Source organism: Pedobacter quisquiliarum, assembly GCF_014642175.1.
Taxonomy (GTDB): Bacteria; Bacteroidota; Bacteroidia; order Sphingobacteriales; family Sphingobacteriaceae; genus Pedobacter; species Pedobacter quisquiliarum.
The window spans coordinates 422,683-435,902 of record NZ_BMIL01000002.1; the positions used below are offsets into that span (position 1 = coordinate 422,683).

At 48.2% G+C, this 13,220-nt stretch carries 9 protein-coding genes and 1 tRNA gene; 7 read left to right on the plus strand and 3 right to left on the minus strand.

Translation table 11 applies throughout. From position 1 onward, the window contains the following. The first annotated feature begins 56 nt into the window (after nt 1-56). The gene (locus tag IEW69_RS04310) at nt 57-2,441 is read left to right on the plus strand and encodes a Tex family protein (protein ID WP_188625592.1); all 2,385 of its coding nucleotides are present in this window, start codon (nt 57-59) and stop codon (nt 2,439-2,441) included. Here the strand turns inward: IEW69_RS04310 and IEW69_RS04315 are convergent, their stop codons facing one another. Beyond that, nucleotides 2,442-2,918 (minus strand): Lrp/AsnC ligand binding domain-containing protein, encoded by a 477-nt coding sequence (locus tag IEW69_RS04315; protein ID WP_188625593.1) that lies wholly within the window; start codon nt 2,916-2,918, stop codon nt 2,442-2,444. It lies immediately after the preceding gene. 157 nt (nt 2,919-3,075) lie between these two features. Here IEW69_RS04315 and IEW69_RS04320 point away from each other — a divergent pair. Next, nucleotides 3,076-3,182, plus strand: a tRNA-Asp gene (locus IEW69_RS04320). A gap of 72 nt (nt 3,183-3,254) precedes the next feature. Here IEW69_RS04320 and IEW69_RS04325 read toward each other — a convergent pair. Next, nucleotides 3,255-4,562, minus strand: a complete 1,308-nt coding sequence (locus tag IEW69_RS04325) for an amidohydrolase family protein (protein ID WP_188625594.1) — start codon at nt 4,560-4,562, stop codon at nt 3,255-3,257. After that, entirely contained in the window at nt 4,555-7,575 is a 3,021-nt protein-coding gene (locus IEW69_RS04330; RefSeq protein ID WP_188625595.1) for an amidohydrolase family protein, read from the minus strand. The genes IEW69_RS04325 and IEW69_RS04330 overlap by 8 nt, the downstream gene beginning before the upstream one ends. A 713-nt stretch (nt 7,576-8,288) precedes the next feature. Between IEW69_RS04330 and IEW69_RS04335 the strand changes: the two genes are divergently transcribed. The 5 genes from IEW69_RS04335 (at nt 8,289) to hflX (ending at nt 13,216) form a co-directional block, all read left to right on the plus strand. After that, nucleotides 8,289-8,732: a cytochrome B gene (locus IEW69_RS04335; protein WP_188625596.1), complete on the plus strand. Its 444-nt coding sequence runs from the start codon at nt 8,289-8,291 to the stop codon at nt 8,730-8,732. A 404-nt stretch (nt 8,733-9,136) separates the two neighbouring features. Further along, nucleotides 9,137-10,540 carry an anthranilate synthase component I family protein gene (locus tag IEW69_RS04340; protein WP_188625597.1) on the plus strand — a complete coding sequence of 468 codons (1,404 nt, stop codon included), beginning with the start codon at nt 9,137-9,139 and terminating at the stop codon, nt 10,538-10,540. Between the two features lie 90 nt (nt 10,541-10,630). Next, entirely contained in the window at nt 10,631-11,203 is a 573-nt protein-coding gene (locus IEW69_RS04345) for an anthranilate synthase component II (RefSeq protein WP_188625598.1), read from the plus strand. Nucleotide 11,204: 1 nt separating this feature from the next. After that, nucleotides 11,205-11,996 carry an indole-3-glycerol phosphate synthase TrpC gene (trpC, locus tag IEW69_RS04350; RefSeq protein WP_188625599.1) on the plus strand — a complete coding sequence of 264 codons (792 nt, stop codon included), beginning with the start codon at nt 11,205-11,207 and terminating at the stop codon, nt 11,994-11,996. Nucleotides 11,997-12,019: 23 nt separating this feature from the next. Continuing rightward, the gene (gene hflX / locus IEW69_RS04355) at nt 12,020-13,216 is read left to right on the plus strand and encodes a GTPase HflX (RefSeq protein WP_188625600.1); all 1,197 of its coding nucleotides are present in this window, start codon (nt 12,020-12,022) and stop codon (nt 13,214-13,216) included. Nucleotides 13,217-13,220 lie beyond the last annotated feature (4 nt).

Consider the following 13,220-nt stretch of genomic DNA (forward strand, 5'->3'; position numbering starts at 1 on the left):
ATAAAGAATCCCGTTGGCGAAGAGCTACGGGATTTTTTTGTTTTAACCATTCCGACATGAGTCAACATTCTAACATCATTGCTGCGGAGCTTGGACTAAAGCCGCAACAGGTTAATGCAACCATCACCCTTTTAGATGAGGGGGCAACCGTGCCCTTTATTTCCCGCTACCGTAAGGAGATGACGGGGAGCCTGGATGAGGTGCAGGTTGCGGGTATTCGCGACAGGTTCCAGCAGCTTCGGGAACTGGATAAGCGACGCGAAGCGATTCTGAAGGCCTTAACGGCACTGGACAAACTTAGTCCGGAGCTGGAGCAGCAGATCAATGCGGCAGCTACGATCACCGAGATCGAAGATCTGTACCTGCCTTACAAACCTAAACGCAAGACCAGGGCTTCCGAAGCGCGTAAGAAAGGTCTGGAGCCTTTAGCACTAGCCCTTTTGGAGCAGCAGGTGAATCCGGATACAGAAGCAACGAAGTTCATCAATGCGGAACTGGGTGTAAGCAGCACCGATGATGCATTAGCTGGTGCAAGAGACATCATCGCGGAGATCATCAATGAGCATGTGGAAACCAGAACCACCATGCGCGAATACTTCAAACAGAAAGCCACCTTCAAGTCTACGCTGGTGAAAGGCAAAGAAGAAGAGGGTAATAAATATAAAGATTACTTCAACTGGGAGGAGCCTTTGAAATCGGCACCTTCACACCGGGTACTGGCTATACGCCGCGGGGCGCAAGAGGGTTTCTTAAAGCTTGATATCATGCCACCTGAAGATGGTGCGATCACCATTCTCGAGCGTCAGTTCATCAAGGGAAAGGGCGCTGCGGCGGCACAGGTAAAGCTTGCCATTGCAGATGCTTACAAACGCTTACTGGGGCCTGCTATGGAAACGGAAATCCGCAATGCTGCCAAGGAGCATGCCGATGAAGATGCCATCCGCGTATTTGCGGAGAACGCCAGGCAACTACTTCTTGCTGCACCAATGGGGCAGAAGCGTGTCATGGCCATTGATCCAGGATTCAGAACGGGTTGTAAGGTGGTTTGCCTGGATGAGCAAGGCAAGCTGCTGGAGAACACCACCATCTACCCGCACACGGGACAGGGCAACGTCGCGAAAGCTGCTGCTGCGCTGAAGGACCTTTGTGCAAAGCACAACGTTGAAGCCATCGCCATTGGCAATGGGACCGCAGGCCGGGAAACGGAAACGTTTGTCCGTGGCCTGCATTTAGAAAATGTCGTGGTTGTAATGGTCAATGAGAACGGAGCCTCCATTTACTCCGCTTCAGATGTGGCCAGGGAAGAGTTCCCTACGCAGGACATTACCGTGCGTGGGGCAGTGTCTATCGGCCGCCGCTTGATGGACCCATTGGCAGAGCTGGTGAAGATCGACCCGAAGTCCATCGGGGTGGGGCAGTACCAGCACGATGTGGACCAGCAGAAGCTGCAGCAGTCGCTGGATGATACCGTGATGAGCTGTGTAAACGCCGTAGGCGTAGAGCTGAACACTGCGTCAAAGCAGGTGCTGGCTTACGTGTCTGGACTGGGTCCGCAGCTTGCGCAGAACATCGTGTCCTACCGGAACGAGCATGGTGCGTTCAAGAACCGCGAGAGCCTGAAGAAAGTTCCCCGTCTGGGCGATAAAGCCTTTGAACAAGCCGCAGGCTTTTTAAGGATCCGCAATGCGGAACATGCACTTGATGCCAGTGGGGTACACCCGGAGCGCTATCAACTGGTGAACAAGATGGCCAGAGACCTGAACTGCACCGTCAGTCAGCTGATGAAAGATCCAGAACTACAACAGCAGATCAAACCACAGCAGTATGTAAGCGACGAGATCGGCTTGCCTACGCTAAACGATATTCTAAAGGAGCTTGCCAAGCCAGGCCGCGACCCACGGGAGCAGTTTGAAGCCTTCGCATTTACGGAAGGCGTAAACGAGATCAAGGACCTGAAGGTCGGTATGAAGCTACCGGGTATCGTCACCAACATCACCAACTTCGGTGTTTTCGTCGACATCGGTGTACATCAGGATGGTTTGGTGCACACCAGTCAGCTTGCAGACCGCTTTGTCGCAAACCCGAATGATGTGGTGAAGGTGAGTCAGCGCGTTGAAGTCACCGTTACGGAAGTGGATGAAGCACGTAAGCGCATCTCCCTGTCCATGCGCACTGGCCAGGCAGGTGCTGCGAAAAGCAAGGGGTCGAAGACTCAGGGCGCAGCAGCACAAAGCACTAAAAGCCACACCGCTTCGGAACATAGAAGTACGCAGGCCAAGGGCGGCTCGCAGCAGCCATCATCAAGAACTGCAAGCGCGAAGCCCCAAGGGAAAGTCAACGCGAAAGCATTACCTGCGAAAGCTGCGGCAGCCAAAGCAAAAACCGCAGACGGCGATTTACAGATGAAATTAGCGGCTTTGAAAGACCTCTTTAAGAAATAATTACCCCAGTTCTATTTGTCTACGGATACTTTCCTCCAGCGATATGAGCGTTTCAGTACGTTGAATCCCTTCAACAGCCTGAATCTCTTCATTCAAAACATGTCTGAGGTGGGAAGTATCCCGGCAAATGATCTTTGCGAACATGCTGTAGGCACCTGTGGTGTAATGTAATTCCACTACTTCCTTAATCTTGCTCAGCTGGTTTACCGCATCTTTATACTGAATACCTTTTTCAAGGTAGATGCCCAGGAAGGCACAGATGTCATATCCTGCTTTCTGCGGGTCAATGATCAGGTGTGAGCCCCTAATGATCCCCATTTCCTGAAGTTTCTTCATTCTAACGTGTATCGTTCCACCCGAAACGATCAGGTCTTTAGCGATTTCCGTGTAAGGCTTGGTGGCATCCTGCATCAGCTGTTTCAGGATCTCGATATCCAGATTATCAATTTCTAAATTTTGGCTTTCTTTTTTTAGCATCGTTTAAGAGATTAATTGCTTAATGCTAATGTAATTATTAATATCGTAATAATAAAAATAAATCATTATAATATTTGCAACGTAATGGAAGTGTTGTTACATTTGTATCAAGCAAGACGGAAAAAATGATCGTTCTTTTGAAAACTTGCTCTTATCCTGTTGGGTGGTGGAACTGGCAAACACACCTCCTTGTCTCGGTGGTGGAGAATCGGAAAACCCGTAAGGGCTAACTACTCCTTGAAGGTTCGACTCCTTCCCCAACAGCTGTTTTTTATGAATATTAGTTAACCAAAAAGAGCGACCCATTCCGGGTCGCTCTTTTATTTTACAGCCGGCCTAATTTACTTTTAAGCCGTATTTCTCACTGAACTTCTTGTTTAATTGTTTGTGCAGGTTATCAAGCGAGATGTTTCTGCCTTGGATAAATGCCTGCTCCACATTGATGGTCTTCATATCCAGCGCATCACCTGTGGAAATGAACAGTGTTGCATCTTTCCCAACTTCCAGGCTACCGGCGGTTTTATCAATGCCCAGCGCCCTTGCGGTGTTCAGCGTGATGGCCTGCAGTGCTTTCTCCTTGTCAAGACCCCATGCCGCTACTGTTCCAGCCATAAAAGGCAGGTTCCGCTGTTGCCAGTAACCATCAATGCTAATCACAATCGGCACACCGGCATTTGCCAGCACTGCAGCATTCTTGTAAGGCATATTCACATCATCGTCCACCGAGTTTGGCAGCGCATGCGGCTGTTTAACCACTACGGTGATGTTGTTTTCCTTCAGAAAGTCCGTGATCAGGTGCGCTTCATCGCCGCCGACAAGTACCGGCGTGATCTTGTGCTTCTTCGCGAAGTTTACCGCAGCCACGATGTCTTTCTGGTTGTCTGCCGTGATGAACAGCTTTTCTGTGCCGTCAAACACGTGCTTCATCGCTGCCAGTCGTGGGTTGGTCACTGATGGCTTTCCTTCAGCATAGGCTTTCGATTCCGCGAAGAAAGCTTCCAACTCGCTCAATGCCGCGTCACGTCTTTCACGCATGGCTTCTTCCGACATGGTCGAACGGCCAAAGCGCGAGCGCGGAATTGCAGGCCAATTTATGTGCATGGCGTCATCTGCACGCAATGCCGCGTCTTCCCAGTTCCAGGCATCCAGCTGCACCACAGAAGAACTTCCGGCGATGGTGCCGCCCTGCGGCGTAATCTGCGCCATCAGCACGCCGTTTGAACGCAATGTTGCGGGTACCTTCGAGTCGGTGTTGTAAGCCACCAACGAACGGATATGCGGGTTCATATTCCCAATCTCATTAAAATCAAGCGTCGCTTTAACGGATTCAAACTCTGTTAATCCCAGGTTCGTAATTGGCGCAATGAAGCCCGGGTAAATGTGCTTGCCATTTGCTTTAATCTCCGTGGCACCGGATTGTGCCCCGCCGCCGGCCGATACCGATACAATCTTTCCCTTATCGAACACCAGCGTACCGTTTTCAATTACGGTACCATTGCCGATATGAATGGTGGCGCCAGTGATGGCGATGGCCTGACTTTGTTTTGCCGCAGGGGAGATGTTTGCCTGCGCATAGCTTGTCGTGCTCACAAAAGTCGAGACACTAAGCAGACTTAATGCTGCGGCGATAATATATTTATTCATGTGAATGGCTCCTTTCTAAAGTATTGTATTCTGCAGCATATTCTTCCATGGTTTCGCAGTTGTAAATGCGCTGTGCTGGTGCTGCAGGTCTTTGCGTTCTGCCGCCCTTGTTTTTGCTGTCTAACATTTTCTTGATGATTCTCGCTTTCTCCGTTTGCTGGTCAGCTCGGACTTTCTCGTCACGCTCCATATCCCAGTACGCAACGCCGTCAACGAAGGTTCTTTCCGCTTTGGCGTAGATGGACAATGGATTTGCAGACCAAACCACAACGTCAGCATCCTTGCCTGGCTTCAAGCTACCCACTTTGCTGTCGATGTGCAGCATACGTGCAGGGTTCAGAGTCACCAGTTTCAAAGCTTCTTCCTCCGGCAGGCCACCATAAAGCACCGCCTTACCAGCTTCCTGGTTCAGGCGTCTTGCCATTTCCGCATCATCGGAATTGAAAGCGGTGGTAATGCCCACATTGTGCATGATCGCGCCGTTATAAGGAATCGCTTCCGCAACTTCCATTTTGTAAGCCCACCAATCCGAGAAGGTAGAAGCCGCAATACCGTGCGCCTTCATCTTGTCGGCCACTTTATAGCCTTCCAGAATGTGCGTAAACGTGTTGATCTTAAAGCCTAAGCTATCCGCAACATGGATCAGCATGTTAATTTCCGACTGCACATAAGAGTGGCAGGTAATGAAACGTTGGTTGTCCAAAATTTCCACCAGGGCATCCAGTTCAAGGTCGCGGCGGGTATTGCTCCCTTTTGCTGCCAGCGCTTTTTTGTACTCCTTCGCACGGGTAAAATCGTCAACAAACACCTGCTCCACGCCCATGCGGGTTACCGGGAAGCGCATGCCTGAACCAAAATTACTTTGCTTCACATTCTCTCCCAAGGCAAATTTGATGAAGCCATCGCTGCCGGCAAACTTCAGCTCCTCGGCGTTTTTACCCCAGCGAAGCTTGATCAGCTGACTCTGTCCACCGATCGGATTAGCCGAACCATGCAGCAGGTGAGAAGTTGTAACCCCACCCGCCAGTTGACGATAAATGTTTACATCTTCCGGGTTCACGACATCTGCAACGCGCACTTCCGCGGAGTTGGACTGTGCACCTTCGTTTACGCCACCAGTGATGGCAATGTGTGAGTGCTCGTCGATAATACCAGGGGTGATGTGTTTACCAGTGGCGTCAATAACTTTCGCAGAACCAGCTGCAAGACCTTTCCCTACGGCTTTAATCTTTCCATTTTCAAGCAGTACATCTGCATTCTGCAGGATACCATCTTTCTCATTGGTCCATACCGTAGCATTTCTAAGCAACACAGACTCCTGTACAGGTGCAGTTGCCAGTCCGAAGCTGGTGAATGGATAGATTAGGGTGCCATTTTCAGCAAGCTGTTTAGGGCTCTCCTTTTTAGGCTCTTCCTTATTTGCCGCGGTGAAAGTTGCCGTCCAGCGGCCGCTTTTGCCGTTTGAAACCACAGACTCTCCCTTGAAGGTCAAAGGGTTTTCGTTGGTTACATAACCACTTAAACGTACTTCCGAAGCGGGGTTCTTCAAGCTGAAGCTCATGCTTACCCAGTCGCCATTGCGGTTAAAGCTGGAGTTAATTTTTGTACTGTCGGTCGCCGAACGTTGTATCGTCGCACTATTGCCGCTGCCGGTACCTGCAATCTTAAGTACCAAAGGCGATTGTCCGTCGATGTTCAGGCTGTATGTTCCGCGCAGATCCGTTGTATTGATGCGGTTAACCACGAAACGTTTGCCCTGAACCCAGTTTTCAAACACGATGTTGCTGCTGTTGAAAAGCTTATCTGATGTAATCAGGAAATTCGCAAGTTTACCTTTATCTAAGGTGCCGACCTTATCTGAAATGCCAAGCATGGTCGCCGGGATTTCCGTAGTGGAAAGTAGGGCCTGCTTTTCCGAAAGTCCGTTTTCTATTGCCGTTCTCAGGTTTGTCCAGAAGTCACGAACCTGTTCCAATCCCGTTGTTGTTATTGCAAATCGGATCCCTGCTTTTTCCAGCGCAGCTGGATTTGTGGGCGACAGTTCCCAGTCTTTCATCTGGGTCAAAGTGATGTTTCTGGCTTCCGCAGGATCTTCCACCTCGAAAGCCTTGGTGAATGCAATTGGAATAATCAGGCTTGCGCCGGTCGCTTTAATTGCCGGGATGCGTTGGTATTCATCTCCTGAAGATTTGAAGATGTACTGTTTACCGAACGTTTTACCAATTTTATCTGCACGCAGGATGTTCTGCCAGCCATCTACCTCAAAAATCTGCGGTAAAGTTTGCTGCCTGTTAAACGCGTCCAGCGAGATGTTGTATTCCTGTTGTTGCTTGCCGTACCATTCCCCATCGTAATAGGTCTGGCGCAGCAAAGCAATCGAGCCCATTAGGGATGTTGGGTAATCATTCTTGGAAGTACCCTTGTTAAAAGAGAAGTTCGCAGCCGTTTCCCCTTTGATGATGTTCTGGTTTTCGCGCTCATTGCTTAAAGTCACTGCCGCAGAGGTTCCCCGCACAATACCGTCGCGGTTTACCACATTGACACTTCCGAAACCAATCTTTCTAAGTTCCTCGGCTTTTTTGTCGTCATTGCCAAAGATGGCACGCACTTCTGTTTCCGGGCGGATGGCCTCATTCCAGTTGTATGCACCCTTTTTGGTGGATACAAAGATCGATTGCCGGCCACCAAAGCCGCCGGTTGGCCTTGCAGGTTCAGTAACGCCATAGCTACTGAAAGCATCAATTAAGGAAGGGTAAATGTATTTCCCCTTCAGGTCAATCACCACGTAGCCTTTCGGAACTGTGGTTCCTGTGCCGACAGCCTCGATGGTTTGACCTTTTACCAGCAACGTTCCATTGCTGATGGTTTTATTGGCACTAACAACAATGTTGGCATTTGTGAAAGCAAACAACCCGGGGCGGTTGTCGAAAGTCCCGTTTACCGGGTAACTTTGCTGTGCAAATAACATTGAAGCAGAAAATACCAACGTCAACGTAAGTAGAATTTTCTTCATGTGAATATAGTTTCCCTAAAACTATCATTTATAAACCATTAAATCTTAATATAACACGTTTTTTACCCCTCATTTCTGAAGAATTTTTCGACATGTTGTCAAACCAGGTGTAGCGATCTCATGCATTTGCTTCAAAAACATCATCTTAAGGCCTTCCACGCCGGAAAACCTCCATAAATCAACAGGAATTTTAATCATATCACATACTTATGTGTCATTTAAAGCTGCACAGACATTGTCTACATGTATAATAAAGCAATGCAGCGCACAGATACACTCACAAACGGTACAATCTTGCAATTCCTCAGCAGGAAAACGCTTCAACAAGTAGCCGATGCCTCTACTTTGTCATTGCCATTGAACCTGAACACGGTCGACCCAACACTCGTTTCCAAGTGTTTCAATCGTAGAACGATTACCCCGAAAATAAATCCCGTAAATAATAATCAATTAATCTGTGGAGTGTATCTGTTCTTATTATCCTCCAAGCCCTGCAGTATGTGTTCTTGTAATTATCCAGGCCCTGCGGTATCTGTTCTTATAATCATCCAAGCTCAGCAGTGTGCGTTCCTAAAATTATCAACCCCACTATCCCTCCTCCAAACCTCCTCCGGCAATGCTCTACCCTAAAAATCCCCCTTCAAATATTTCAAACAGGCATTCTCTTTGTATGCTGCTTTTAATTATGTTTGAAACAAAATAATCCTATCCGTATGTATGAAATTTTAAGGAGTGCCCATTCAGGCTGGAGATACGTTGTTATCTTGTTATTGTTAGCCGCGTTCATCACCGCATTATCAGGTTTTACCGGTAAAAAAGCATTCACAGAAGGCAACAGAAAACTTGCCGTATTTGCACTGATCAGTTCACACATTCAACTGCTTATGGGGCTGTTGCTTTACTTCATGAACGACTGGTACAAATTGGACAGTTCCGTAGCATCTAACCGTTACTGGAAAATGGAGCACATTGCCATGATGGCCATTGCCGTAATCCTGATCACCGTTGGAAATGCGAAATCCAAGAAAGCCATTGACGGCGTTGCGAAACACAAAAGCATCTTTATGTTCTTCGGAATCGCTTTATTGATCATTACCGTAGCCATTTTCCTAATGGTGAAGGCAGATGCTTCAAGAACACTGTTTGGAATTTCATAAAAAACCATAGAGCACAGCAGTTTTAAAGTTTAATTTATAATTTTGCAGAAGAAGGAAGCGCAATAATCCGCAACCTTCCCCTGAAATAAATCGAAAAATAGATGAAATACAATGTTCAAAGCTGGCAGTGGCGTGGTTATTCTGAAAAGAATATCGTCGAAGCTTTGTGCAATATTTAGTTTTTTACTCTAAAACGAATAACACATAAACCCGGCGTATATTACGACCGGGTTTTTTGCATTTAAGACCATTCCCAAAACAATGCTACATTCATCATCAGCTGCTAAACATCACCATCAATCACCTAAACAAAAATACTAAACCGCTGAAGGTATGACCCTTTGAAAAGGCCCCTCGCCAGTTCAGGATCATCAACACTTCCGCATCGAAACCAAATTAAATAGATGAAAACGTTCGACATCAAAACATCCTTTCTAAAGAAGCTGGCCGATACAGCAACGCCAGTGAGCATCTATCTCCGGTTAAGGGACGTATTCCCGAATGCCATCCTACTGGAAAGCTCCGACTACCACAGCCGTGAAAATGCGGTGAGTTATGTCTGCGCGGATCCCGTGGCCGGCATTACCGTTATGGATCAGATCCTGCGCAAGTACTTCCCGGATGGAACAAGTGAAACCAAGACCGAGTTCGACCTGCCGGCAGAGATCGAGGCCTTTAAAGCCGCTTTCCAGACCGACGAGCTGCCCGACAAACGATATGTATCCAACGGTATGTTCGGTTATTTCACCTGGAAGGCCATCCCGTACTTCGAAGACATCACCTTTAAAGCGCAGACCCCGGAAGGTGAAGGCATCCCTGAAATGCAGTACCACATCTACCGCTACATCATCGCAGTCGATCACTTCCGCAACCAGGTGACCTTGTTTGAAAACACCTTTCAGGGTGAAGAAGCTGCCGGACTCGACAGAATCGCTTACCTCATTCAGAACAAGAACTTCCCGGAATATAAATTCAGCACCCAGGGGGAAGAAACTTCTAACCTGAAAGATGAGGAGTTCATTGCCATCGTTGAAAAACTAAAAACCCATATCCTGAGGGGCGACGTGTTCCAGATCGTTCCTTCCAGAGCTTACAAGCAAGGTTTCACCGGTGATGAGTTCAACGTTTACCGTTGCCTGCGTTCCATCAATCCTTCCCCATACCTGTTTTACTTCGACTACGGCAGCTTTAAGCTTTTTGGCTCCTCACCGGAAGCACAGATCACCATCAAAAACAATACGGCGAACATCTTCCCGATTGCGGGGACGTTCAGACGGACCGGAAACGATGAAGAGGATGCCGTGCTGGCCAAACAGCTGGAGGAAGACCCGAAAGAAAGTGCCGAGCACGTAATGCTGGTTGATCTCGCCCGTAACGACCTCAGCAGGCACTGCAACAATGTGGAGGTGAAATCTTTCAAAGAAATCCAGTACTACTCACACCTGATCCACCTGGTGTCTAAAGTAAGCGGCAACCTGCAGAAAGACGCTACGGCCATTAAGGTCGTCGCAGATACCTTCCCGGCGGGCACGCTGAGTGGCGCACCAAAATACCGCGCGCTCGAACTGCTGGATGAGAACGAAGGACTTGCCAGGAACTTCTACGGCGGTGCCATTGGTTACATGGGCTTTAATGAAGAGTTCAACCATGCCATCATGATCCGGACCTTCATGAGCAAAAACAACCACTTACATTATCGTGCAGGCGCCGGCATTGTGGCCGATTCCGTACCGGTAAATGAGCTTAACGAGGTAAACAACAAAATTGCCGCGCTACGTAAAGCCATGGAGCTGGCTAACGAGATTTAACATACCAATCATGGAAGCAATAAGCGAAAAAGCAGCAATGCATAATGCGCCTAATCGTTTCAGCAGCGTTAAAAAACAGAAAATATACTCATGAAAAAGAAAGTACTGATTATAGATAATTACGATTCCTTCACCTACAACCTGGTGCACCTCATCAATGAGGCTGGCCATGAGGCGGAAGTATGGAGAAATGATAAATTTAATATAGAAGACGTGGATAGCTTTGATAAGATCCTTTTGTCGCCAGGACCAGGCATTCCCGAAGAAGCAGGCTTACTGCTGGAAGTGATCCGGACCTACGCGCCAACAAAAAGTATCTTTGGTGTATGCCTTGGCCAGCAGGCCATTGCAGAAGCTTTCGGCGGCACGCTGCTTAACCTTGGCCGCCCCATGCACGGTATTGCCACCGCCATTGATGTGCAGGATAAAGCCGAGCTTACCTTCAAAGACCTGCCGGAGAACTTCAAAGTGGGCCGCTACCACTCCTGGGTGGTCAGCAATGAGGGCTTACCCGAATGCCTTACTGTGACCGCAAAGGATGCCAACGACCAGATCATGGCACTCCGCCACAAGGATTTCGATGTAAGAGGGGTACAGTTCCACCCGGAAAGCGTATTAACGGAACATGGTAAACAAATGATGATTAACTGGTTAGAAGCTTAAGATGAACATATTAGATAAAATCGTACTTCGCAAAAAAGAGGAAGTCGCCCAGGCTAAAAGCACCACAGCCATAAACACGCTGGAGGCCTCCGGTTACTTCAGCAGAACCCCATATTCCTTTGCGGCGTCCCTGTTACACCCGGAACGTACAGGCATCATCGCCGAGTTTAAACGCAGTTCCCCATCCAAGGGCGTCATTAATGGACAGGCTTCCGTAGCAACCGTTACGAAAGGTTATGCTGCTGCAGGCGCATCCGCACTTTCGGTGCTTACAGATCAGGACTTCTTCGGCGGCAGCTATGCAGATCTCGCGGTCGCAAGAGCAAACAACGAGATTCCAGTGCTTAGGAAAGACTTCATCATTGATGAATACCAGATCATAGAATCTAAATCGATGGGCGCAGACATCATCCTGCTGATTGCCGCGATCTTAACGCCGGAACAGATCAGCAGCTTCGCCCAACAAGCGAAGAATCTGGGCTTGAATGTGTTGCTTGAAGTGCACAACCGGGAAGAACTGGAGCGCAGCATCACCGGAAACATCGATGCCATTGGGGTAAACAACCGGAACCTGGCCGACTTCACCGTCAACATTCAGAACTCCTTTGACCTGGTCAATCTGATTCCGGATGCTGTGATGAAAATCTCCGAAAGTGCAATCAGTGATCCGGCGATCATAACCGAACTGAAGCAAGCTGGTTTCAACGGCTTTTTGATTGGCGAGAACTTCATGAAAACAGACGATCCAGCAGCGGCCATGCAGCGCTTTGTCAGTGAATTGAGATCGGTATAACTTTTGTACCTTTACGGTTCACAATGGGAAAACAAAAGTTTTATGACACAGCACTCAAACAGGAACGCGCTGTTCTTGTGGGAGTCATCAGACCAGGCGAAAAGCCTGAAGAAACTAAGGAATACCTCGATGAGCTGGCCTTTCTTGTAGATACTGCAGGTGGCGCAGTGGATACGGTATTCACTCAGAAAATGCTTAAGCCCGATCGCGCAACCTTTGTTGGTACGGGAAAGCTGGAAGAAATCAAAGGATATGTGCAAGCTGAAGAGATCGATATGGTCGTTTTTGATGACGAACTATCGCCTTCACAACTGCGGAATATAGAACGTGAACTTCAAGTAAAGATACTCGATCGCAGTAATTTAATACTTGATATCTTCGCCGGTCGTGCGCAAACTGCACAGGCGAAAACACAGGTAGAATTAGCACAGCTGCAATACCTTTTACCACGATTAACCCGCCTATGGACCCACCTTGAACGTCAAAAGGGTGGTATCGGTATGCGCGGTCCGGGTGAAACCCAGATCGAGAGTGATAGAAGGATGATTCTGGACAAGATCTCCCTGCTTAAAGACAGGCTGAAGCATATCGACAGGCAGAACGAAATACAGCGTAAAAACCGTGTACAGCTGATTCGCGTGGCACTCGTTGGTTACACCAACGTAGGTAAATCCACCATCATGAACATGCTGGCCAAATCAGAGGTATTTGCAGAGAACAAGTTGTTCGCAACGCTGGATACGACTGTGAGAAAAGTGGTGATCGAAAATCTACCATTCCTGCTGTCCGACACCGTTGGATTTATCCGCAAGTTACCGCACCACCTGGTGGAATGTTTCAAATCCACACTGGACGAGGTGCGTGAAGCGGATATTCTGATTCATGTGGTCGATGTATCACATCAGAACTTCGAGGATCAGATCAATGTGGTTAATGAGACCCTTAAAGACCTTGGCGCAAGAGATAAGCCGACCATCATGGTATTCAATAAGATTGATGCTTATGTGAGTCCTGAAGCAGCAGAGGATCATCATGAAGAGGAGAAAGTTACGCTTACCCTTGCGGAGTTCAAGAACAGCTGGATGGCGCAGCACAATGCACCGGCGCTGTTTATTTCGGCCCTGCACAAAGAGAATTTAGAAGAATTTAAACAGTTGATGTACGATATGGTGCTGGACTTACATACCCAGCGTTATCCGTACGACAAGCTGTTGTTTTAACACA